19 protein-coding genes, 1 tRNA gene and 1 pseudogene are annotated in these 22,182 nt (G+C 64.7%); 13 read left to right on the forward strand and 8 right to left on the reverse strand.

What is annotated here, in order from left to right; translation table 11 throughout:
- Positions 1 to 29 precede the first annotated feature (29 nt).
- Positions 30 to 938 (forward strand): acyl-CoA thioesterase II, encoded by a 909-nt coding sequence (locus tag ACIBJI_RS26220; protein ID WP_364359038.1) that lies wholly within the window; start codon positions 30 to 32, stop codon positions 936 to 938.
- A 205-nt stretch (positions 939 to 1,143) separates the two neighbouring features.
- Positions 1,144 to 2,892: an alpha/beta fold hydrolase gene (locus tag ACIBJI_RS26225; RefSeq protein WP_364359041.1), complete on the forward strand. Its 1,749-nt coding sequence runs from the start codon at positions 1,144 to 1,146 to the stop codon at positions 2,890 to 2,892.
- A gap of 518 nt (positions 2,893 to 3,410) precedes the next feature.
- Here the strand turns inward: ACIBJI_RS26225 and ACIBJI_RS26230 are convergent.
- The 4 genes from ACIBJI_RS26230 to ACIBJI_RS26245 all read right to left on the reverse strand — a co-directional run bounded on the left by ACIBJI_RS26230 (position 3,411) and on the right by ACIBJI_RS26245 (position 5,638).
- Positions 3,411 to 3,836, reverse strand: coding sequence for a hypothetical protein (locus ACIBJI_RS26230; RefSeq protein ID WP_364359044.1), 426 nt, complete (start codon positions 3,834 to 3,836; stop codon positions 3,411 to 3,413).
- A 98-nt stretch (positions 3,837 to 3,934) separates the two neighbouring features.
- Complete coding sequence (locus tag ACIBJI_RS26235; RefSeq protein ID WP_397086290.1) at positions 3,935 to 4,555, reverse strand: low molecular weight phosphatase family protein; 621 nt, start codon at positions 4,553 to 4,555, stop codon at positions 3,935 to 3,937.
- Positions 4,556 to 4,795: 240 nt separating this feature from the next.
- Entirely contained in the window at positions 4,796 to 5,308 is a 513-nt protein-coding gene (locus ACIBJI_RS26240; protein ID WP_364359050.1) for a monooxygenase family protein, read from the reverse strand.
- A 243-nt stretch (positions 5,309 to 5,551) separates the two neighbouring features.
- Positions 5,552 to 5,638, reverse strand: a tRNA-Leu gene (locus tag ACIBJI_RS26245).
- A gap of 223 nt (positions 5,639 to 5,861) precedes the next feature.
- Here ACIBJI_RS26245 and ACIBJI_RS26250 point away from each other — a divergent pair.
- The 8 genes and pseudogenes from ACIBJI_RS26250 to ACIBJI_RS26285 all read left to right on the forward strand — a co-directional run bounded on the left by ACIBJI_RS26250 (position 5,862) and on the right by ACIBJI_RS26285 (position 15,202).
- The gene (locus tag ACIBJI_RS26250; protein ID WP_040688928.1) at positions 5,862 to 6,479 is read left to right on the forward strand and encodes an ANTAR domain-containing response regulator; all 618 of its coding nucleotides are present in this window, start codon (positions 5,862 to 5,864) and stop codon (positions 6,477 to 6,479) included.
- Positions 6,480 to 6,710: 231 nt separating this feature from the next.
- The gene (locus ACIBJI_RS26255; protein ID WP_364359054.1) at positions 6,711 to 7,922 is read left to right on the forward strand and encodes a branched-chain amino acid ABC transporter substrate-binding protein; all 1,212 of its coding nucleotides are present in this window, start codon (positions 6,711 to 6,713) and stop codon (positions 7,920 to 7,922) included.
- 97 nt (positions 7,923 to 8,019) lie between these two features.
- Positions 8,020 to 9,057: a branched-chain amino acid ABC transporter permease gene (locus ACIBJI_RS26260; RefSeq protein WP_364359057.1), complete on the forward strand. Its 1,038-nt coding sequence runs from the start codon at positions 8,020 to 8,022 to the stop codon at positions 9,055 to 9,057.
- Positions 9,054 to 10,490, forward strand: a complete 1,437-nt coding sequence (locus tag ACIBJI_RS26265) for a branched-chain amino acid ABC transporter permease (protein WP_364359060.1) — start codon at positions 9,054 to 9,056, stop codon at positions 10,488 to 10,490. The genes ACIBJI_RS26260 and ACIBJI_RS26265 overlap by 4 nt, the downstream gene beginning before the upstream one ends.
- A pseudogene (locus tag ACIBJI_RS26270) lies at positions 10,487 to 11,443 on the forward strand (ABC transporter ATP-binding protein); the annotation flags it as partial. The gene ACIBJI_RS26265 and the pseudogene ACIBJI_RS26270, both read left to right, overlap by 4 nt.
- Positions 11,444 to 11,584: 141 nt before the next feature.
- Entirely contained in the window at positions 11,585 to 12,280 is a 696-nt protein-coding gene (locus ACIBJI_RS26275; protein WP_245567112.1) for an ABC transporter ATP-binding protein, read from the forward strand.
- 150 nt (positions 12,281 to 12,430) lie between these two features.
- On the forward strand, positions 12,431 to 14,107 hold the full coding sequence (locus ACIBJI_RS26280) for a DUF885 domain-containing protein (RefSeq protein ID WP_364359762.1): 1,677 nt from the start codon (positions 12,431 to 12,433) through the stop codon (positions 14,105 to 14,107).
- 84 nt (positions 14,108 to 14,191) lie between these two features.
- On the forward strand, positions 14,192 to 15,202 hold the full coding sequence (locus ACIBJI_RS26285; protein WP_364359759.1) for a neutral zinc metallopeptidase: 1,011 nt from the start codon (positions 14,192 to 14,194) through the stop codon (positions 15,200 to 15,202).
- A gap of 13 nt (positions 15,203 to 15,215) precedes the next feature.
- Here ACIBJI_RS26285 and ACIBJI_RS26290 read toward each other — a convergent pair whose 3' ends face one another.
- A complete protein-coding gene (locus ACIBJI_RS26290; protein ID WP_364359756.1) occupies positions 15,216 to 15,632 on the reverse strand; it encodes a nuclear transport factor 2 family protein in 417 nt (138 codons plus the stop codon).
- 121 nt (positions 15,633 to 15,753) lie between these two features.
- On the opposite strand from ACIBJI_RS26290, the gene polA reads away from it, so the two are divergent.
- Entirely contained in the window at positions 15,754 to 18,498 is a 2,745-nt protein-coding gene (gene polA / locus ACIBJI_RS26295) for a DNA polymerase I (RefSeq protein ID WP_397086293.1), read from the forward strand.
- A 243-nt stretch (positions 18,499 to 18,741) separates the two neighbouring features.
- Here polA and ACIBJI_RS26300 read toward each other — a convergent pair whose 3' ends face one another.
- On the reverse strand, positions 18,742 to 19,074 hold the full coding sequence (locus ACIBJI_RS26300; RefSeq protein ID WP_364359749.1) for a DUF6191 domain-containing protein: 333 nt from the start codon (positions 19,072 to 19,074) through the stop codon (positions 18,742 to 18,744).
- Positions 19,075 to 19,444: 370 nt separating this feature from the next.
- On the opposite strand from ACIBJI_RS26300, the gene ACIBJI_RS26305 reads away from it, so the two are divergent.
- The gene (locus ACIBJI_RS26305) at positions 19,445 to 19,879 is read left to right on the forward strand and encodes a 2-keto-3-deoxygluconate kinase (RefSeq protein WP_397086295.1); all 435 of its coding nucleotides are present in this window, start codon (positions 19,445 to 19,447) and stop codon (positions 19,877 to 19,879) included.
- A gap of 63 nt (positions 19,880 to 19,942) precedes the next feature.
- On the opposite strand, the gene trxA is transcribed toward ACIBJI_RS26305, so the two are convergent.
- Together trxA and ACIBJI_RS26315 are read right to left on the reverse strand one after the other, a co-directional pair.
- A complete protein-coding gene (gene trxA / locus ACIBJI_RS26310) occupies positions 19,943 to 20,311 on the reverse strand; it encodes a thioredoxin (protein WP_062987048.1) in 369 nt (122 codons plus the stop codon).
- Positions 20,312 to 20,379: 68 nt separating this feature from the next.
- Positions 20,380 to 20,901 (reverse strand): 2'-5' RNA ligase family protein, encoded by a 522-nt coding sequence (locus tag ACIBJI_RS26315; RefSeq protein WP_364359742.1) that lies wholly within the window; start codon positions 20,899 to 20,901, stop codon positions 20,380 to 20,382.
- A gap of 104 nt (positions 20,902 to 21,005) precedes the next feature.
- Between ACIBJI_RS26315 and ACIBJI_RS26320 the strand changes: the two genes are divergently transcribed.
- Complete coding sequence (locus tag ACIBJI_RS26320) at positions 21,006 to 22,064, forward strand: isocitrate/isopropylmalate family dehydrogenase (protein WP_364359769.1); 1,059 nt, start codon at positions 21,006 to 21,008, stop codon at positions 22,062 to 22,064.
- Positions 22,065 to 22,182 lie beyond the last annotated feature (118 nt).

A 22,182-nucleotide genomic window follows, 5' to 3' on the forward strand; every position in this document is an offset into this window, starting at 1 on the left:
ACAGGGCCGAGCGTCAGCGAGGCGCAGTTGTGAGCGCTTCGCTGGGTGGCGCTGTCGGCCTCAGCGCGGCAGCGGAAGGTACCGACCTCGATGTGCTGCTCGGATTGCTCGATCTGGAACAGGTCGAGGAGGATGTCTTCGTCGGCCAGCATCCGGAGAAGGTTTGGAGCCGCACGTTCGGCGGTCAGCTGGTTTCGCAGGCGATCATGGCGGCGGGGCGAACGGTCGACGGTGACCGTCCGCTGCACGCCGTCAACGCGCATTTCGTGCGTGGTGGCGATGTGAAGAAGCCGATCGAGTATCAGGTCGACCGCCACCGCGACGGGCGCTCGCTGGCCAACCGCACGGTCACCGCGACCCAGGACGGTCAGGAGCTGTTCGTCATGCTCGCCGCGTTCCAGGATTGGGGCAAGGGTCTCGAGCACGCGCACGCCCAGCCGGTGGTGCCGGATCCGGAGACGCTGCCGCGTGTCGAGGAGAGCTTCGCGGGCTTGGAAGACAAGCTGGAGATGTTCGTCAAGGCGCCGCATCCGATCGATATGCGCTACACCAACGACCCCGCCTGGATCCTGAAGGGCACGGGGGAGCGGCTGAACCACAACCGCGTGTGGATGCGCGCGGATGGCCGACTGCCCGATGATCCGCTGATTCACGTTGCGACGCTTGGCTATTCGTCCGATACCACAGTGCTCGATTCGATCATCACCACGCACGGCCTGTCCTGGGGCCTGGATCGCATCGTGGCCGCGACGATCAACCATTCGATCTGGTTCCACCGCCCGTTCCGCTTCGACGATTGGGCGCTCTACGCGACCGAGTCCCCGGTGGCCGCCGGGTCGCGTGGCCTTGCCACGGGCCGGTTCTTCTCCCGCAGTGGCGAATTGCTTGCCACCACCGTCCAGGAAGGCATCATCCGCCACTTTCCAGCGCGGCGCTGAGCTCGGGTGCTCATGTGTTTGCGGACAGTGACAACTGATTTCGTAAGCACATTGGTAACTCCATGTACTCACATCGAACTAGCGTGCGATGGGGTCTCGTTGTCAAGAGTTGGCAGCGTTGGGTGTTGAGGGTGCTGCGGGGCGGTTTCGACGACGTCCGTGGTTATGGTGTGGAGTTCGTTGATTTCGTGACGCGTTCGGGCGAGTGCCGTTGGCGCGCAGGCATATACGAGGGCAGCCGCACCACAGGGCACGCCGCCTGGCTCGCCGTCCGCCGACCGAGCATCGTCGCGCGCGTCTGAAACGCAGCACGGCGGGCCCGCGACGCGCGACGATGGCCGACATGACATTGCCTGCCCTCCCCGAGGAGTCCTTCCAGCGTGTGCTCTGTGTCGTCGCGCATCCAGACGACATGGAGTACGGCGCGTCCGCGGCTGTCGCTCGCTGGACCGCGCGTGGCATCGAGGTCGGTTATCTGCTGCTCACCCGCGGCGAGGCCGGCATGCCGAACCATCCCGAGGAGACGGCTCGCTTGCGCGTCGCCGAGCAGCGGGCCGCCTGCGCCGCGGTCGGCGTCGAGCACCTGACTGTCCTCGAACATCCGGACGGCGTGCTCGTCTACGGCCTCGACCTGCGCCGGGATATCTGCCGGGAGATCCGCCGGTTCAAGCCCGACGTCGTGCTCGGCGCCGGTTACGAAATCGAGACGCCCTATGGCTTCGACCAGGCGGACCACCGCGCGGCCGGGCTCGCGACGCTCGACGCAGTGCGCGACGCAGGTAACCGGTGGGTCTTCCCGGAGCAGATCGACGACGACCTCGAACCGCACTCCGTGCGCTGGTACATCGTCCCCGGACTCGCCGGCTCCGCGACCCACGGCGTCGAGGTCACGGGTGAGCCGCTGCGCCGCGGCGTCGCCTCCCTCGAGGCGCACGCCGCGTACCTGGCCGCGCTCCCGGACCACCCCGCCCCCAAGGACTTCATCCCGCAGTTCACCGCGATGAGCGGTAAGGCCATGGGCGTCGAGCACGCCGTCTTGTTCCGCGCCCACGACCTGCAAGCACCACCGGAATTCGGCACCGAAGACACGCAGGACCCAGTCGAAGTGATAGCAACGCAGCCTTCGAGCAGCGGTCACCTGCCACTCAACGGTCTGAGCATCTATTACGAAGTGTATGGCGCGCTCGGCACCTCGAAGACGTCTCCGCTGCTGCTCATTCCCGGCGGGTTCATGTCCACCGACTCGATGAAGTCGTGGGTGTCCGCCTTCGCGAGCACGCGCACCGTCATCGTCTTCGATCAGCAAGGGCACGGCCGCACCCCGGACACTCCGCGCGAGATGTCCTACGAGCAGTTCGCCGACGACGCCGCCGCGCTGCTGCGCGCGTTGCAGGTCGAGCGCGCGGATACGCTGGGCTACTCGCAAGGCGGCGGGGTCGCGCTGCAGCTCGCGCTCCGTCACCCGAGGCTCGTCGACAAGCTGGTCTCGGTGTCGGCCACCTACCGCAAGGACGGCTGGTACCCGTCGGTGCTGGAGGGCATCAGGGGCCTCAGCGCCGCAGCCTTTGCCGGAACATCCGTCGAGAAGGCGTTCAGGGAGCACACCCCGGACGGCGCGGCGTTCGACGCCTATGTCGAAAAGATGAAGCTCTTGGGGATCAATGACCAGAACATCAGCGACGCGCAGATGCGTTCGATTTCCGCGAAGACGATGGTCGTCGCCGGTGATGCGGATGCACTGAGGCCCGAGCATGCGCTGGCGATGTTCGTACTACGCGGTGGCGGCGATGAGGAAGCGGCGGCGTCAGGGGCGCTGCTGAGGGTTCCGGCCGCGCGCTTGGTGATTCTGCCGGCGACGTCGCATATCGGTATCTTCGGCGAGTCAGCGGTATTGGCGCCGATGGTGACTGCGTTTCTCGACGATGTGCTGCCGACGACGCCGAATCTCTTCTAGGCTTCGCCCGTACGGGCGAGCGAGGTCGCCTACACCGGCCTGACAGATTGCCGCAAAGTATCCGGACATGAAGCACACCGCGCAGACCGAGTCGGCCAGAGTGCGGCGTCGGCGAAACAACTGAGTCCCCATCCGGACACCAGATGGGGCTCAGTAGCCGACCGGCAATAGCCGGAGGGTTTGTCGCGGCTATGTTCCTCCAGGAACTGCAGCGCGCTCTCCCACCAGCTTTCCAGACGTTCCCGTGTGAGAGCGCCACGATGACCGTGCCGGGCGAAAGCCGTTCATCTGCTGCGTCTTTCAAGGCGACTGCTTCGATGAAGGCGATGTCGCCGACGACAGTATCCGAGTAGAACAGATTCGACACGCCGACCAGCGGGGGATTGCGGAACGCGTGTTTGCTCTCACGTCAGGCAGATTGGGATAGTGACTGGTAACTCGTCCGGAACGTCCAAAAGTCTTGCGGCACACGACGTAGGACCTGTACGCGATGTCCGTGCCGCCGGGCTGGTATGGCCTCAATATCCGGGGAGGCGGAACCGTTCGCGCTCGGTTTCGAAGTCGAAGCTGTCGCGGCGCTGCACCCGGATTGTCCGCGGGATCTCCAGATCCATTGGGCAGCTTGCGGTTTCCAACATCAGGCGCTTCTCCAGCGCGCTCAGGCTCGGTGCGGTCAGATCGCGCGGCGCACCGACCAGGCTGAGTGCGATCTCATAGGTGCGTCTTGCCTGCTGCTCCTGGCCGGGATGCTCTACGCGCCACTGGGTTTCGAGTAGTAGGTGCTCTGGTGCGTCGGACTCGACCGGCAATGTGAAGCGCCACGCGAAGACGTCGCGGTCCTGGAGGTGGTCGTCCACCACCTCGCGTACCGAATCTACGACGCGATCGAGGGTTTCCGGTGTCACATAAACATGGAGCGAAACATCCGAAATTCGTTTCGGCATGTCTGATTCCTGTCGTGTGTCGAACCATCAACGGCGGAAGTTATTCCGCGCGCGAGTGTAATCCCTTTACCCGCTAATTGGACACCGGGCCCTGCGTGTCACCGGATCCGCTGGGCGGCAAGGAAGGCGGCCAGCGGCGCGGGACGCGCCCCAGGGGCCATTACGAGGCCGGGGCGTTCGTCGTCGACGGGCCGTCGCTGCTCGTGCGGCGCCAAGGTCAGCAGTAGGGGCACCAATGCCTCGGCGATGCGGTCGCCCACTTCGCAGAACGCGGCTTCCGACAGTCCGACCGGGTCGGCGATATTCTCCCGGCCGACGAGGGCGAGATCGTCGCGGGCCTGGTGCAGGTCGGCGATCGTCGCGGCGCCGGTGACCTTGGCGATGCGATGTGCTTCCAACAGGGTGAAGGTGCGCGATCCGGCCCCGAACGCCATCTGCGCCGCCTGATCCCGGATCTGCTCGGTCATGGCCAGCACCAGATCCGCGCGGTCGATCAGCTCGGGCTCGAGTTTGCGGGCCCGGAAATGGTCGGCGTCGGCGCCGAGGCCCTCGATGGTCCGCGCGGCGAGCGGCTCGATCGGAAAGCCGATCAGCGCACGGGTTCCCGCGCTCTCCGCGGTGAGCCGGGGCAGGTTGTATTCGACCGCTACGGCGTGGGTGAGCCGCTCGGCGATTACCGAACGGCAGACATTGCCGTTGCAGACGAACAGGACGTGCATGCGGATACGGTAGGCCGCGCACGGACCGACCAGAAGGCCCTCGACATCGAATCACAGCCCGCGAAACACATATTCATCTGCTGGTCAAGTGCCGTACACAAAGTACGCCCCGGTATTCAGAGAGACGCTCGATACGTGTGACAGTTAGGCGGTCGGTATTCGAGGTCTGGGCGTCCTGCTGAACGTACCCGGCGCGAGCGGTTTCAACCATCACAGTATTGCCACGGTTGGAGATCGGATTTACTCGGACTCTCCACCGTAGTAAGTGGATTCGGCGACCACGGGTGCCTCCCTGGCGGCCTCGCCGTGCACCCGCCCCCGGGTCGTGAACATCCGACCGCGCGAGGCCACGACGGGCGCGAATCGCGGCAGTCCGGAGGCCGCTCCCATATCGTCGTACATGGCATCGATGCCGCCGCGCATGAAATACGCCTCATGCCAGAACCCGGTCCCGCCGGAGTCGCGCAGGAACTTCTGCCACCAATCCCGGTGCGGCGCAGAACGTGTCCACCGTTCCAGCGAATCCAGATCCCGCCAATACTGCCGTGCTCCCCAATGCGGCGGAAACAGCGACCAGATCACGTCCTCGTGCGACAACAGCCCATCCGGCCGATCCTCGTGCGACCGATACAGTTTCGGGCCCAGACCGAGCAATCGCAGGATCCCGCGAGGCTTGCGCACCCGCATCCCGAGATAAATGACGACCAGATCCGGATACCCGGACAGATCGACAGTGGTCCTGTTAACCCGCATCGAGGCACCTCCGTATCGGGCTGCCCACTTGCAACCCTACTCCGCAAATACGAGACAGCCCGCGCCCTAGTTCGATCGCCGCAAGGCTCGACGCACCGGCAAGACGAAGGCTCGTCGATAACGTAACTACCGCTGGGGGGTCTGGGGGCGAAGCCCCGCCGGGCGGGGTCCGGGGGTTGCACTCCCGGCGTAATCGCGAAACGTGGTCGGCTCATGCTCGGCATGAGCGACCACGAGTGCACCTGGTGCCGATTGTGGGACTCGAACCCACACGTCCTTTCGGACAACGGTTTTTGAGACCGTCGCGTCTGCCAGTTCCGCCAAATCGGCGCACCGGTGGGAAAGCATAGCGGGTCACTGTCGAAAATCACGAATGGGCTGGGTGAGAAGTGATTGTCGCCCGGTTTGCGCAGGGTATATGGGTTGTATGCCGAACTGAAAGGTACTCTTTACATCACTCGACGGCGACAGTGTGGGGCGATGGACCGGTGCCCGGACCACGGCCACTCATACGCGTGTCGGGACACGGCATCGGAACCAGAGGGGTCTACCTATGAGCAACACAGCAGGGGGCGCCGGCACGAAGCGGGACGCCGGGGCGAAGCGGGTCGTCGTCGCGGAAGACGAAGCGCTCATCCGCATGGATCTGGTGGAGATGCTGACCGAAGAGGGCTATCAGGTTGTCGGTGAGGCAGGCGACGGCCAGCAGGCGGTGGATCTGGCGGTGGAGCATCGGCCGGATCTGGTCATCATGGATGTGAAGATGCCGCGCCGCGACGGTATCGATGCCGCGGCCGAGATCGCGTCGAAACGCGTTGCGCCAGTTGTGATTTTGACCGCATTCAGTCAGCGAGATCTGGTCGAGCGGGCGCGTGATGCCGGTGCGATGGCTTATCTGGTCAAGCCGTTCACGAAGTCGGATCTGGTGCCCGCCATCGAATTGGCGGCCAGCCGCTTCCACGAAATCACCGCACTGGAGAGTGAGGTCGCCAACCTGGCCGACCGGCTCGAGACGCGCAAGCTGGTCGAACGGGCCAAGGGCGTGCTCATGCAGACCCAGGGGTTGTCGGAACCGCAGGCATTCAAGTGGATTCAACGTACGGCGATGGACCGCCGCACTACGATGAAGGCGGTAGCCGAGGTGGTGCTGGAAAATCTGGCCCCGAAGTAGGCCCATCCTGCGCCCCGGCCGTTCAAGGCCGGAAATTTTACTTTCCGGAAACCCGATCGCGATGAAAAATTCGAAACGATGTCGGTCGGATGATCTGAATGTGATGCGCAGCTAACGTACCAACGCTATGTTCTGACCGGGCTGACGTGGTCGGCCTCCTCGGAGGAGAGCCCGGGGGAGCACAGGACGTAGAGGTGAAACGTGCTTAGTTCGACATGGCGCAGTCGTTCGATGCGGGGTGCATTGGCCATCGGTGCCGCCGCCGCGCTCGTGCTGACGGGGTGTAGCGATAAATCGACCGACGGTGGCTCGGGCACCTCCGGCACCAGCGGCGCGGGCGGTCTGAAGATCCAGCCGGTCATGCAGATCGACGCCAACGGCAAGCAGGTACCGAAGTCGGACAGCGCCTCGGCCGCCGACCCTGCGGGCGACGGCAAGGCCACCTGCCCCGCGGGCACCGCGATCGCCATGGCGGGCGCGCTCACCGGTCCGGACGCCGCCCTTGGCATCAATATCGTCGACGGCGTGAAGCTCGCGCTGGACAAGCACAACAAGGCCAACCCGGGCTGCAAGATCGAGCTCAAGCAGTTCGACACCGAGGGCGACCCGCAGAAGGCCACCCAGGTCATCCCACAGATCGTCAACGACAAGTCGATCATCGGCCTGGTCGGTCCGGCGTTCTCCGGTGAGACCAAGGCGACCGGCAAGATCCTCAGTGACGCCGGCCTCGTCTCGACGACCGCCTCGGCCACCAATGAGACGCTGACCCAGAACGGCTGGACCAGCTTCTTCCGCGGCCTGGCCAATGACGGCGTGCAGGGTCCCTCGGTCGGCAAGTACCTGGTCAACACCGCGGGCTACAAGAAGGTCTGCGTCATCCAGGACAACACCGACTACGGCACCGGCCTGGCCAAGACGATCATCGAGGGCCTCGGCTCGGCCAACGACGCGTCCTGCAATGCCAGCATCAAGAAGGGTGACAAGGACTTCTCCGCCACCGTCACCAAGATCGCCAGCGCCGCGCCGGACGCCGTCTTCTACTCCGGCTACTACTCCGAGGGCGCCCCGCTGGCCCAGCAGCTGAAGTCCGGTGGCGTCAAGGCGGTCTTCGTCTCCGCCGACGGCACCAACGATCCGCAGTTCGTCGCTCAGGCCGGTAGCTCGTCCAAGGGCGCGGTACTGTCCTGCCCGTGTGGTCCGGCACCGGATAAGTTCACCGCGGACTACAAGGCGCTCAACGGCGCCGAGCCGGGCGTGTACTCGGTCGAGGGCTACGATCTGACCACGATCTTGGCCAAGGGCATCGATGGCGGCAAGCTCACCCGTCCGGACCTGCTGGAATACGTGCGGTCCTACGACGGCAACGGTCTTGCACGTCAGTACAAGTGGAACCCGACCGGTGAACTGACCAACGCACTGATCTGGATCTACGAGGTCAAGTAGCCCTAGACAATCCGAACGGCGGCACCTACAGGGGTTCGTGGGAATCCCCGTAAGTGCCGCCGTGTCGGGTGGGCGAATGAATGAGGGCACAAGACGAATGAAATCAACGGCACTGGCTGGCGCTGTACAACTCGCCAGCGGTTCGATCGACTTCAATTACCACGGAGTGATCGATAACTTCTGGCGACTGACCGTCGACGGGGTGACCTACGGCTCAATCTATGCCTTGGTCGCCGTGGGCTATACCCTGGTCTACGGCGTATTGCGGCTGATCAATTTCGCCCATTCGGAAATATTCATGCTCGGCATGTTCGGTCAATTGGTCGGGCTCATGCTGTTCGGATTCGTGGCGAATCCCGATGTGTACACCCAGGGCATCATCCTGACCGTCACCTATCTCGCATTGGCGATGATCATCGGCATGCTGGTGTCCGGTGGCGCCGCGGTCGGATTGGAGCGCGTGGCCTATCGGCCATTGCGCAAACGCGGGGCCAAACCGCTGAGCTTCCTCATCACGGCGATCGGTATGTCGTTCGTGCTCCAGGAATTCGTGCATTTCATCCTGCCGAAGATCAATCCCAAACTCGGCGGCACCAACGCGCAGCAGCCGATCAAACTGGTCGAGCCGAGCGTGCAGTTCAGCTTCTTCGGCGCCGAGGTCGACAACATCAAAATGCTGATCGTGCTCGCGGCGATCGCGCTGGCGATCGTGACCGAGGTGCTGATCAATCGGACCAAATTCGGGCGCGGCATCCGCGCCGTCGCCCAGGATCCCGATACCGCGACGCTGATGGGTGTTTCGCGGGAGCGGGTCATCATGTTGACCTTCTTCATCGGTGGTGTGCTCGCCGGTGCGGCCGCGCTGCTGTACGCGATCAAAATTCCGCAGGGCATCATCTACTCCGGTGGATTCATCCTCGGCATCAAGGCATTCAGCGCCGCGGTGCTCGGCGGCATCGGCAATCTGCGCGGCGCATTGCTCGGCGGCATCCTGCTCGGTGTGGTGGAACAGTACGGCCAATCGCTGCTCGGTTCGGAGTGGCGCGATGTCGTCGCGTTCGTCGTGCTGGTGTTGGTGCTGATGGTGCGCCCGACCGGCATCCTCGGTGAGAGTCTCGGGAGGGCCCGCGCATGACCGACTCGACCAAAACCCCTGACTCCGTACCCGAGACACCCAAACCGGCCGCGCCGAGACACGGTGTCGGAGATACGATTCGGACCTGGTGGGACGGCCTGAGCCGCCCCGCGCAATGGGGCGTCGGCGTACCGATCCTCATTCTGCTCGCACTGCTTCCGCTTTTCCCGCCGCCGCTGCTGGATACCCCCGGCTACAACTTCGGTCTGGTCATGGCGCAGGTCGCGATGTACGCCCTGATCGCCATCGGCCTGAATGTCGTTGTCGGACAAGCCGGTCTGCTCGATCTCGGCTACGTCGGCTTCTACGCCATCGGCGCGTATACGGTCGGCCTACTCACCAGCCCCAACAGTCCGTGGAATCAGACCGACGGCGGCTGGCTGAATCCGACCTGGGCCTGGATGGCCTGTCTGCCGATCGCGGTCGCGGTGACCGCCATTTCCGGCCTCATCCTCGGCACCCCGACTCTGCGGCTGCGCGGTGACTATCTGGCGATCGTCACCCTCGGCTTCGGTGAGATCGTGCGACTGCTCGCCGACAATCTCTCCGATATCACCAATGGCAGTCTCGGTCTTTCCGGTGTCGCCTTCCCACACGTCGGTGAGTCCGCCAGTAAGCCGGAGGGTGTGTTCTCCGGCGGTAACAGCGGCAACGCCGATAGTGCGAATCTGCTCGACCGGGCCAGTTACGGCACCTGGTGGTATTGGTTCGCGATGGTGCTGGTGATCATCGTGCTGCTGATCGTCGGCAATCTGGAACGCAGCCGGGTGGGCCGCGCCTGGGTGGCCATTCGCGAGGACGAGGACGCGGCCGAGATCATGGGCGTGCCGACGTTCAAATTCAAGCTGTGGGCCTTCCTGATCGGCGCTGCCGTCGGCGGCATGTCCGGTGCGATCTATGCCGGCCAGGTGCAGTTCATCAATCCGACCGGCTTCAACATCATCAATTCGATGCTGTTCCTGTGCGCGGTCGTCATCGGCGGTCAGGGCAATAAGCTCGGAGTCATCTTCGGCGCGTTCATCATCGCCTATCTGCCCGCGCGGCTGCAGTCGGTGAAATTGGTGAGCAATGAGTCGACCGGATACCTCCTGTTGGCCATTGACGTGCTGGTCTTCGTCGGACTGGTCCTCGTATGGAGATCCAGGGGCGACAGTCTGGCTGCGTGGCCGCGGCGCGCCTGCATTACCGGCATGGTGGTCACCGGCGTCATGGGTGCACTGCTGCTCGGCAGCGTGCTGCTGTTCCGCGTCGGCGGTGCGCAGTCCCTTGGTGACCTCAAGTACATGTACTTCGGAATTACCTTGGTGGTCATGATGATTCTGCGGCCACAGGGTCTGTTCCCGGTGCGGCAGAAGCTGCTGACCTTCGGTAGGCAGGTGTATCAGGCCGTGCGCAAACCGGGTGAGCGTGAATTGATCGGAGCGGGACGATGACCGGGCCGGGCGCGGGTGACGCGCTGTTCGACAACGAGGATATGGCGGCCGGTTATGCGGCGCAGCCCGAGGTCGAGAGCGCGGGCGAGGTCGATGTCACCGCCGTGATCCCGGTGCTCGCCGATGCCGAGGTCGTCGCGGATGTGGTTGCGCCGCATCGTGATATCGAGACCGCGGTGGGTGAGCCCCTGCTGCGCACCGATGCACTGACCGTGCAGTTCGGCGGTCTGACCGCATTGGACAAGGTCAGCTTCGAGATCCGTCGCGGCGAGATTCTCGGGCTGATCGGGCCCAACGGCGCGGGCAAGACAACCTGCTTCAACGCCATTACCGGTGTCTACAAACCGGCCTCGGGTCTGGTGTATTTCGACGGCAAACCGCTGACGAAAACCAAGCGCAATGAGATCACCCGGCTCGGTATCGCCCGCACCTTCCAGAATGTGCGGCTCTTCGGCGAGATGACCGCGCTGGAAAATGTGGTGGTCGGCACCGACGCCAGGCATAAGACCTCGGTGCCCGGTGCCATTTTCCGCACGCCGCGGCACCGCAGCGAGGAGAGGGATGCGATCGAGCGCGGCATGGCCCTGCTCGAATTCGTCGGTATCGCACCGCGTGCGGTGGAGAAGGCGCGCAATCTCTCCTATGGTGATCAGCGCCGATTGGAGATCGCCCGCGCGCTGGCCACCGAGCCGAAATTGCTCTGCCTGGACGAACCGGCCGCCGGGTTCAATCCGAGCGAGAAATCGGCGCTGATGGATCTGATCCGCAAGATCCGCGACGACGGGTTCACCGTGCTGCTCATCGAGCACGATATGCGCCTGGTCATGGGTGTCACCGACCGGATCGTGGTGTTGGAGTTCGGACGTAAGATCGCCGATGGGCTGCCCGTGGATATCCGCGACAACCCGGATGTGATCGCGGCCTATCTGGGAGTGCCGGATGCCGAGGCCGCGGCGGCCGAGAAGACCACCGCCGTAACCGAAGTGGTCGAACCGGAACAGCTCGTCGAGGAACCGACTCCGGCCGGTGGCGAGCATCGCAAGCCGCGGCCGCGCGACTTCAGCGAAGCGCCGCCGCTGCTCGAGGTCGACGATATGGTCGTCAACTACGGCAGAATCCAAGCGCTGCACGGGGTTTCGCTCCGGGTCGCTGAGGGGGAGCTGGTGACCTTGCTCGGCGCCAATGGCGCGGGTAAGACCACCACCATGCGTGCGCTGTCCGGACTGCTGCCGCTTACCCGCGGCAAGATCAGGTTCGAAGGCCGCGACATCACCCAGATGAAGGCGCACGAGCGGGTGACGCACGGGTTGATCCAGGCGCCGGAGGGTCGGGGTGTCTTCCCCGGTATGACGGTCCAGGAAAACCTCGATATGGGTTGCTACGGAAGGGCTTTCAAGCAGAAGGCGGAATACGGCCAGACGCTGGAGTGGGTCTTCGAGTTGTTCCCGCGGCTGTCCGAGCGACGCAAGCAGGTCGGCGGCACGCTCTCCGGCGGTGAGCAGCAGATGCTGGCCATCGGCCGCTCGCTCATGGCTCGACCGCGCCTGCTGCTGCTGGACGAACCGTCGATGGGATTGGCGCCCATGGTGATTCAGCAGATCTTCCGGATCATCAGTGAGATCAACCAGCAGGGCACCACCGTGCTGTTGGTCGAGCAGAATGCCCAGCAGGCGCTGACCCGCAGCGACCGCGCCTACATTCTGGAGACCGGTGAGGTCACCAAGAGCGGTATCGGCGGGGATCTGCTCACCGATCCCGCCGTGAAGTCGGCCTACCTGGGCGTGGGCTAGAAGTCGGACCGTCCGTGGCCGCCTCGAGGCATGATGGCGGGATGTGCACGGCGAAGGCTGAGTTGGCGCTCGGTCTTCGCCGTGCCCATCAGAGGCTGGCCAGTGTTGGGCGCTGGCGCGCCCAACGACCACCACTGGAGGAATGGCGCTGTGGACGGGCATGACGAACTGACGAATCTGGCCGACCGCTACTGGGACAGCGTGCTGGCGGCCGCGCCGAGCACGGCCACCCTGCTCGGCGACCACCGCTTCGACGACCGCGTCGAGGATCTCTCGCCCGAAGCCGAGCAGCGGCTGCTGGTGACCTTGCGTGATTTGCGCGATCAGGTCGACGGCCTCGATGCCGAAAAACTGAACGGAACCGATCGGATCACGCGCAGTCTGCTGCGCACCGAATTGGATTCGGCCATCGACAATCTGGCGTGGCGGCCGACCGAACTGGCGTCGGAGCAGATGGACGGTGTGCACGCCGGAATGCTGATGATGGCGCCCCAGATCAAGGCGCCGGAGCCCGAACACGCGCGCGCCCTGGTGCAGCGCCATCGCCAATTCGACACACTGCTCGACCAGGCGGTCCAACAGTTCCGCAACGGCTCGGCGGCGGGCCGCACACCCGCGCGCATCACCATCGAACGCTCGCTCAACCAACTCGACGGCTACCTGGCCTCCGATATCGCCACCGATCCGTTCACCACATTCGCCGGACCGGTGGACTGGGATGGTGCGGCCGCCTGGCGTGCCGAACTCACCGAGGTCGCGCGTGAGGTGATCCGCCCTGCCTTCCAACGCTATCGAGACGTTCTGGCCGACGAACTGCTGCCCGCCGCCCGTCCCGACGATAAATGCGGCCTGTGCTGGCTCGGTGCCGACGGCGAGGACATTTACCGGCGGCAGTTGCGCCGGCACACCACCCTGCCCGATCTCGGCGCGGACGAGATCCACGAACTCGGCCTTTCCGAATTGGTGCTGCTGCGTGCGGAATACACCGCAATCGGTACCCGACTGTTCGGCACCACCGATACGGCCGAAATCTTCACCCGTCTGCGCCAGGATCCCGAACTGCGTTATGTCAGTGGCGAGGAGATAATGGCCGATGCGCAACGCGCGCTCGGCGCGGCGATCGCGGAGATGGGCAATTGGTTCGGCCGCCTGCCCAAGGAATCCTGCGATATCTCCCCGGTGCCGGACTTCCTGGCCGCGGATGCGCCTGCGGCGTACTACTTTCCGCCCGCCGCGGACGGCTCCCGGCCGGGCACTTACTTCGTCAACCAGCACGAACCCACCGGCCGCAGCCGCTACGAGACAGCGGCGGTGGCCTATCACGAGGCCATTCCAGGGCATCATCTGCAGCTCACCATCGCCAACGAGCTCGATCAGCTGCCGCGGTTCCAACGGCAGTCGTTCGCGAATACCGCCTTCGTCGAGGGTTGGGCGCTCTATACCGAACGACTCGCCGACGAAATGGGTTTATACGACGATGATCTGGCGCGCATAGGCATGTTGGCCGCCGATTCCTGGCGCTCGTGCCGACTCGTCGTCGATACCGGAATCCACGCCAAGGGCTGGAGCCGCCAGCAGGCCATTGATTTCATGGTGGCCAACGCGCCGGTCGGGCTGGCCGAGATCGAGGTCGAGATCGATCGCTATATCGCGATTCCCGGTCAGGCCGTGGCCTATAAGGTCGGTCAGCTCGAGATTCGTCGGCAGCGTCGGCAGGCCGCCGAACGACTCGGTGCCGATTTCGACATCAAGGCATTCCATGATGTGGTGCTGGGCTCCGGCTCGGTCAGCCTGCCCGTGCTGCGCGAACTCGTGTCCACACTGTGACCCCGCTGAGCGGTTCCTCGAGTTGCGGGCCAGTCCGGGCGGGAGTCCAATGAATGTGCGGTGATCGAGCTCTCTAGGTAGGTCATGAACAGCACGTTCAGCTCTCGGCTCGGTCCGTTGCGCGGCAATCGCATCGTGCTGATCTGGCTGGTGCTCGGCGTGGTCGGTGCGCTCACCGCGACGGGTCTGCTGATGACCGGATATTCCACTGGTCAGGGTGAAATGCGTACTGCGCGTGCGGCTTCCGGTAATTCGATGTCGCCGGGATTCACCGGTGCCCTGCCCGACGCGGCGAATCCGATCGGCGACGGGGCGCCCCCGGTCGCCTTCGCGCCGTTGGCCGGGCTATCGCCGGCCGGGATGCCGGTGACGTCGAGCCGCGCGGTGCAGGCACTGGCCGACCATCCGCTCTTCGCTCAGCACGTCGGACTCGGCAGGGTCGATTGCAAACTGCCCACCTGGCACGATGATCCGGAGTCGGCGCGGGCCTTCTACCGGGCCGCGATCGCCTGCCTGGACGCGTCCTGGGAACCGACGCTGCGCGGCGCCGGACTTCCGTTCCATCCGCCGCTGCTACTCGCCCCCAGCGAATCCCGTGAGGTGGCAAGCCAATGCGTGCAGCGGCTGCGCAACGGCCCGACAACGTTCTATTGCGCGCTCGACGAAACCTTGGTTCTGCCGTACGACGCCATGCGACCGCTGTCCAGCGGATCGCGCCGCGGCGCCCAACTGGCCGTGCTCAGTACCGAATACGGCCACCACGTGCAGAACCTGATCGGCGTCATGCAGGCCTACAACGAAAAGCGTTCGACCGTCGGCAAGGACACCACCGCCGGTCGCGAACAAAGCCGCCGCATGGAACTGCAGGCCCGCTGCTTCTCCGGCATGTTCCTCGGCACCAACTTCGGCCGCGCCGATATCGACGAACAAACCTGGACCGAAGCCTCCCACGCCGTCCAGAAGGGCCACGCCACCCGCGATCCACGGATGCAGGGCACCGAGGAAAATGTGTGGGGCTGGTGGAAATGGGGCTCCGACAAGGGCGATACCTGGGAGTGCAACACCTGGTACAGCTCCCCGGCGCACGTGGAATGAGTGCGTGCTTCTATCAGCGGTGCGCGTCGGTCAGCACCTCGACGACGGCCGCGGTGTCCAGATAGAACGGCCGGATCTCGACGATCAGCCCGTCGCGGAAGGTCATCAGCTGCATCACCGAGGTCTCCAGCATGCGGTCGGTGGCACGGGCCAGCATGCGGCCGCGGTTGTAGATGACCACTGTGTTGCCGTCCACTACGAATCGCTGCTCGAGGAACTCCAGTGCGGCCCAGGTCCGGCTCATCGCCGCCATGAAGTTCTCGATGCCGTCGGGGCCGTGCCATTCGCCGCCGTAAGGGAGGTGCTCGGCCTGGTACATGACGACATCAGGGGCCAAGCAGGCGGCCATCGCATCGAAGTTCGCGCCGTCGGTGATGTAGGCGGCTTCGGCGGCGAAGAAGTTCTGCAGTGCTGCGCGGGTTGTGGTCACCGGGAAATCATGGTCGCCGCGGCGTACCGCTTCCGGCGGAAATCGGACGGCTCGCTGGACTCGCATAACAAGGGGGTGCCGCGGCTGTGGATTGTCGGTGGGGCTCCCTAGACTCTTGCACGTGACCCCAGCGACTACTGATCAGCGTTCCAGTGCCGTGCCCGGAGCAGCCAGTGACATGGGTGGTGAGCGGCCGACGTTGTTGCTGTTGGACGGACATTCGGTTGCCTACCGCGCATTCTTCGCGCTGCCCGCGGAGAACTTCAAGACGGTCACCGGGCAGACCACGAATGCGGTGTACGGATTCACCGCGATGCTGATCAACCTGTTGCGCGACGAGAAGCCGACGCATATCGCCGCGGCCTTCGACGTCAATCGCAAGACCTTCCGCACCGAGGCATACCCGGAGTACAAGGCGGGGCGCAATGCGACGCCCGATGAGTTCCGCGGCCAGGTCGAACTCACCAAGGATGTGCTCGGCGCCATGGGCATCCCGGTGATGGCGATCGAGGGTTTCGAGGCCGACGACCTGATCGCCACCATCGCGACCCAGGCCGTCGCCGAGGGCTTTCGCGTCCTGATCGTCTCCGGTGACCGTGATGCCATCCAGCTGGTCAGCGATGAGGTCACGCTGCTCTACCCGCGCAAAGGCGTCTCGGATCTCACCCGGTTCACCCCGGATGAGGTGATGGCGAAATACCAGCTCACCCCGGCGCAGTACCCGGACTATGCGGCCCTGCGCGGCGACCCGAGCGACAATCTGCCCGGCATTCCGGGTGTCGGGGAGAAGACCGCCGCCAAGTGGATTCGCGAATACGGCGATCTGAGCACCCTCGTCGACAAGGTGGACGAGGTGAAGGGCAAGGTCGGCGACGCGCTGCGCGCCAACCTCAGCAGTGTGGTACTCAACCGCCAGCTCACCGAGATGGTTCGCGACGTCCCGCTGCCCTACACCCCCGACCAGTTGGCTCAGCAGCCATGGGATCGCAATAAGATCCACCAGCTCTTCGACGACCTGGAGTTCCGGGTACTGCGCGACCGGCTCTTCGAAACCCTCGCGCCGCCGGAGCCCGAGGCCGAAGCCGGCTTCGAGATCAGCGGCGGCGCGCTCGAGGTCGGCGCGGTCGCCGCGTGGCTCGCCGAACATGCGAAAGTTGGTGTCCGCCATGGTATTTCGGTGGTCGGCACCGGCACGCCGGGCAATGGCGATACACGCGCACTCGCCATCGCCGCCGCGGACGGCGAGAGCGGCTACATCGATGTCTCCGTGCTGACCCCGGAAGACGAAGTCGCACTCGGCGCTTGGCTGGCTGATCCGGCCGTGCCGAAGGCGCTGCACGAGGCCAAGGCCGCAATGCACGCGCTGCGCGGCCGCGGCTGGACCCTCGCCGGTCTGACCAGCGATACCGCCCTGGCCGCCTACTTGGTCCGCCCCGGCCAGCGCAGCTTCAACCTCGACGATCTCTCGCTGCGCTATCTGCACCGCGAACTGCGTGCCGAAACCGCCGAAACCCCGCAGCTGTCGCTGCTCGACGATGCCGACACCGTGGACGCCGAGCTGGCGCATAGCGAAATGCTGCGCGCCAGAGCGGTTCTGGACCTGGCCGAGGCACTCGACGGCGAACTGCGCCAGATCGAATCCAGCGCACTGCTCGACGATATGGAACTGCCGCTGCTCGGCGTGCTCGCCGAATTGGAGAATGCGGGCATTGGAGTCGATACCGACCAGCTCGAGGCCCTGCAGCGCCAATTCGCCGATAAGGTCACCGATGCGGCCAATGCCGCCTATGGCGTGATCGGCAAGCAGATCAACCTCGGCTCACCCAAGCAGCTGCAGGTGGTGCTCTTCGACGAACTCGATATGCCGAAGACCAAGCGCACCAAAACCGGCTACACCACCGACGCCGACGCGTTGGAATCGCTGTTCGAGAAGACCGAGCATCCATTCCTGCGGCATCTGCTCGAACACCGCGACGCAACCCGGCTCAAGGTCACCGTGGACGGACTGCTCAAATCCGTCGCCGACGATGGTCGCATCCACACCACCTTCAACCAGACCATCGCCGCCACCGGCCGGCTGTCATCGACCGAGCCGAATCTGCAGAACATCCCGATCCGCACCGATACCGGCCGCCAGATCCGCGATACCTTCGTCGTCGGCCCCGGCTATCGATCGCTGATGACCGCGGATTACAGCCAGATCGAAATGCGCATCATGGCCCACCTTTCCGGTGACGAGGGCCTGATCGAGGCCTTCAACTCCGGCGAGGATCTGCACACCTTCGTCGCGTCCAAGGCCTTCGATATCCCGCTGTCGGAGGTGACACCCGAAATGCGGCGTCGGATCAAGGCGATGTCCTACGGTCTCGCGTACGGCCTGAGCTCCTACGGTCTTTCGACGCAGCTGAAGATCAGCACGCAGGAGGCCAAGGAGCAGATGGAGGTCTACTTCGACCGCTTCGGCGGCATTCGCGACTACCTCTACGAGGTGGTGGAACAGGCACGCAAGGTCGGCTACACCGAAACCCTCTTCGGCCGCCGTCGTTACCTGCCCGATCTGGACTCCAGCAACCGTCAGCGCCGCGAGGCCGCCGAACGCATGGCCCTCAACGCGCCCATCCAGGGCACCGCCGCCGACATCATCAAGGTCGCGATGATCAACGTGCACAAGGCGATCGAGGCGGCGGGCCTGCGCTCGCGCATGCTGCTGCAGATCCACGACGAACTGGTCTTCGAGGTCGCCGAGGGGGAGCGCGACGCCCTGGACGCACTCGCCCGCGAACAGATGTCCTCGGCGATCACGCTGTCGGTCCCGTTGGACGTCTCCGTCGGCACCGGCCGCAGCTGGGATTCCGCCGCGCACTGAGCGGTGATTGCGGCACACCGGATTTCCGGTGTGCCGCAATGCGTTTCAGCGTCCGTTGGCCAGCGGTTCGCACTGTATGGCAGCCTGCTGATAGATCCTGGACCTGAGACGAAAATAGCGGAGCCGCAACTGGTTACACCGATTGCCAGGGTCGTGCCGACAACCAGCGCACATCCGGCTCGGGCCGAGATCGATAGTGAAATCGTCCCCGGGGACAGCTTTGGCGACTGTGCGGGTACTACGTCAGACCGCAGGATCGTTCATGTACGAATGACGCCGCACCAGCTTCGCCGACCCCGTGCGCAGGTCGATCTCATCGCGCGGCGGGGCCCCATCCGACTTGTCTTCCTTATGCATCAGTGCCGTCTGCCGCTGCTCGAATTCGTGATGCTTCGAACCTTGAAATGCCGCGGCCACTTGTTCGAATCCGGTCGCCGCGACCGGCGTGTGCTTGCGGTGTCTGAACCAAGGCAGTATCCGGCTACCGGTGAGTCGATTCCACAGCACCTCGACGAATGCGAGTCCGATCAGCAGGATGGCCAACCCGGGAATGGTCATGGCGACAAGGGCACCCATGTGACCGAAAGTACCGCCGCGTGCCGCGGCCTGCCATCCACCTCGGTACTACACCCCCTGAGCTGCGAGGATGATACTCGCGAGTAGGCACGACGGGCGAGGAATGTGGTTGCCATTGCGTCCGGATCGCCCTATTCTGGTCCGCGTGCCGAATCCCGCCGACCGCCACAGCGCCGCGCTCCACGTCGCAGACCGCGACAGCGCAGTGCTAATTCCGCTTACCGCGATGGTGGCAACCCGGCGACTTCTCGTAGTAACCCGCCGTAGCGGGGTCTGATTCGGACCGGCCCCCTCGCTGCGGGCTACTGATTACTTACTGCTGGTCCCCTCTGTCAATTGAGAAGACAATCCTCGGGAAGACCTCCGCACAATGACCATTCTGACCCTTGACCCCAACATGTTCATCGCCGCCGCCCCCAAGGCGCTGCGCGCCGAATGCGGCGATCTGACAGCCGCGCAATTCCACCACCGCTATTGCGAGCACATCGGCCCGATTCGGGTCGGTGACTGGTCGCCCGCTGGCAATCGGAGCGCGGAGTTCACGGCCACCCTGGAATTCGCCGACCACCTGCGCACGGTGATCGCCACCGGCAGCCCGGTCGCCGCGATGACCTCGGCCCTCTACGACGAGGGCTATCCGGTCGAAATCCTGCAATTCCACCAGCGCCGCACCGCTGCCGGCACCGCGACGTTCGTGCAGTGCGAATGCAACGGCAGGCGCGGCTGGGGCGCGGCCCTGGCCGACGACGGGGCCGAATCGACGGTCCGCGCCATGATCGCGGGCGTCAACAAGCTGGGCGCCTGAGCGAGGCGAAAACGCAACGGGCCGTTCACATTCCGCGGAATGTGAACGGCCCGGTGGTGCAGTTTACTGATCTGCCTGCTGCTCGGCGAGCTGCTTGCGCACCTCGTCCATGTCCAGCGCCTTCACCTGGGTGACCAGATCCTCCAGCGCGGCGGGCGGCAGTGCGCCGGGCTGCGCGAAGACCAGCACCCCCTCGCGGAACGCCATAATGGTCGGAATCGAGCGAATGTTGGCGGCTGCGGCCAGGCCCTGTTCGGCCTCGGTGTCGACCTTGCCGTGCACGACATCGGGATGCTTGTCCGAGGAGGCCTCGAAGGTTGGCGCGAAGCTCTTGCACGGACCGCACCAGTCGGCCCAGAAATCGACGAGTACCACGTCGTTTCCGGTGACGATCTCATCGAAATTCTGTTGGTTCAGCGTCTGGGTGGCCATGACGTCCTCTCGTGTCGATTGTCGCCAGCTATAACGTCCGGCTCGTTATATATCTTCCGGCGGTGCCGCTATCTTCCTCGGGCGACCGGCCATTCGCGCCGTTGATCGCCGTCCCAACGCCGGATACCCACCACGGTCGCGGGAAAATCACGGTCCCTGGCTACGGCATGGATCGCCTCGCCCACATGCTGTGGCGGCACCCGTCTGGCCAGCGTGATATGTGGCGTCCACTCGTCGGGTTGCGCATTCGACGGTATGCCGGGACATGGCGACACGACCGAGAAGATCCGACGTTGCAGTGCGAGCAACTGTTCCGACGGCACCACCGACCGGACCAGGATCGGATTGCGCGCACCGAAGACGAGCAGGCCGCCCAGTCTTATCGGAATCGGCCGGAAACTCAGTTGATCCAGTGCGTGATCGATGCGCGGCCAGATCTGCCTGGCCACCGCGACGGTGATATGTGGTCGATTGGTTTCGGCATGCTTACCGGCCGAACTCGGGATGCCGGCATCGGTGAGCAACTGCCACTGCCGCCGGATCTCCGCATCGGCCACATCGTCCAATAGCAATTCGACCGACTGCACCATAGTTCACGAGAGGTTAGCCGCCCGCGCGGCTCGATGGGCGGCGAACACGCGGCCCAGTTGTCGGTGCACGAACGTTGTCGCGGGAGGATGGCCCGGTGAACCGTATGCGTCTCGGCCTCATCGAAGGTGACGGCATCGGCCCGGAGGTGGTCCGCGCCACCCGCGTGGTGGTCGACGAAGCACTGACCGCGGCCGGCGCGGCCTCGGTCGACTGGGTGCAATTGCCGATGGGGCAGCGCGCCATCGAAGAATTCGGCGATCCGCTGCCCGAGCAGACCCTCGCGGCCCTAGACGAACTAGATGCCTGGATCCTGGGTCCGCACGACAATGCCGCCTACCCGCCCGAACTTCGAATCGCACCAGGCGGCGCCATCCGCAAACGCTTCGGTCTCTACGCGAATATCCGCCCCGCGCGTGCCTTCGCCGGAATCAAGGCGAACGCTCCCGACATCGACCTGGTGATCGTCCGGGAGAACAGCGAGGGTTTCTACGCCGACCGCAATATGTTCGCCGGGTCGGGCGAGTTCCGGCCCACCCCGGATGTGGCGATGGCGGTCGGCCTGATCACCCGCCAAGCCTGCGAGCGGATCGCGCATGAGGCCTTCCGGCTCGCGGCCGCGCGTCGCAAGCGGGTCACCATCGTGCACAAGGCCAATGTGCTGCCCATGACCATGGGCCTGTTCCGCGACGTCTGCTATGACGTCGCCCACGCCTATCCGGGCGTCGAGGTCGACGACGAACACGTCGACGCGGCCGCCGCCCATCTGGTCCGTGCGGCCCGCGACTACGACGTGCTGGTCACCGAGAACCTCTTCGGCGATATCCTCTCCGATCTCGCCGGCGAACTCAGCGGCTCGCTCGGCATCGCCGCATCGCTCAACTGCTCGGCGACCAAGGCGATGGCACAGGCGGTACACGGCGCCGCACCGACCCTGGCCGGACACAATCGCGCAAATCCGGCGGCGCTACAGCTCTCGGCGGCAATGTTGTTGCACTGGCTGGGAATTCGCGACAACAACCGCGCGCTGTCGAAGGCGGGTGAACGCATCGAAGGTGCCGTCGCTGCCGCCTTCGCCGCGGGCATCGCCACCGCCGACCTGGGTGGTCTTGCCTCGACCAGCGAATTCACCGAGCAGGTCTGCGCCAGGGTGCACCGGCGCTGACTGGGATCGGTGAGGCGACCCGGAACCCAACTCATTCGAACATCGGACCGTCCGGTAGGGTCCACCGCCGGTGCCTGAGTGTTTGCTGTGCTCGGAGTGTTCCGCACAGAACGGATAA

It is taken from the genome of Nocardia sp. NPDC050408 (assembly GCF_044458905.1).
GTDB lineage: Bacteria > Actinomycetota > Actinomycetes > Mycobacteriales > Mycobacteriaceae > Nocardia.

Coding starts and splice junctions, on each gene's coding strand:
- ACIBJI_RS26230 (WP_364359044.1), bottom strand. CDS start 3,836: ATGCCGAAACGAATTTCGGATGTTTCGCTCCATGTTTATGTGACACCG.
- ACIBJI_RS26235 (WP_397086290.1), bottom strand. CDS start 4,555: ATGCACGTCCTGTTCGTCTGCAACGGCAATGTCTGCCGTTCGGTAATC.
- ACIBJI_RS26240 (WP_364359050.1), bottom strand. CDS start 5,308: ATGCGGGTTAACAGGACCACTGTCGATCTGTCCGGGTATCCGGATCTG.
- ACIBJI_RS26250 (WP_040688928.1), top strand. CDS start 5,862: ATGAGCAACACAGCAGGGGGCGCCGGCACGAAGCGGGACGCCGGGGCG.
- ACIBJI_RS26255 (WP_364359054.1), top strand. CDS start 6,711: ATGCGGGGTGCATTGGCCATCGGTGCCGCCGCCGCGCTCGTGCTGACG.
- ACIBJI_RS26260 (WP_364359057.1), top strand. CDS start 8,020: ATGAAATCAACGGCACTGGCTGGCGCTGTACAACTCGCCAGCGGTTCG.
- ACIBJI_RS26265 (WP_364359060.1), top strand. CDS start 9,054: ATGACCGACTCGACCAAAACCCCTGACTCCGTACCCGAGACACCCAAA.
- ACIBJI_RS26275 (WP_245567112.1), top strand. CDS start 11,585: ATGGTCGTCAACTACGGCAGAATCCAAGCGCTGCACGGGGTTTCGCTC.
- ACIBJI_RS26285 (WP_364359759.1), top strand. CDS start 14,192: ATGAACAGCACGTTCAGCTCTCGGCTCGGTCCGTTGCGCGGCAATCGC.
- ACIBJI_RS26300 (WP_364359749.1), bottom strand. CDS start 19,074: ATGGGTGCCCTTGTCGCCATGACCATTCCCGGGTTGGCCATCCTGCTG.
- ACIBJI_RS26305 (WP_397086295.1), top strand. CDS start 19,445: ATGACCATTCTGACCCTTGACCCCAACATGTTCATCGCCGCCGCCCCC.
- trxA (WP_062987048.1), bottom strand. CDS start 20,311: ATGGCCACCCAGACGCTGAACCAACAGAATTTCGATGAGATCGTCACC.
- ACIBJI_RS26315 (WP_364359742.1), bottom strand. CDS start 20,901: ATGGTGCAGTCGGTCGAATTGCTATTGGACGATGTGGCCGATGCGGAG.
- ACIBJI_RS26320 (WP_364359769.1), top strand. CDS start 21,006: ATGCGTCTCGGCCTCATCGAAGGTGACGGCATCGGCCCGGAGGTGGTC.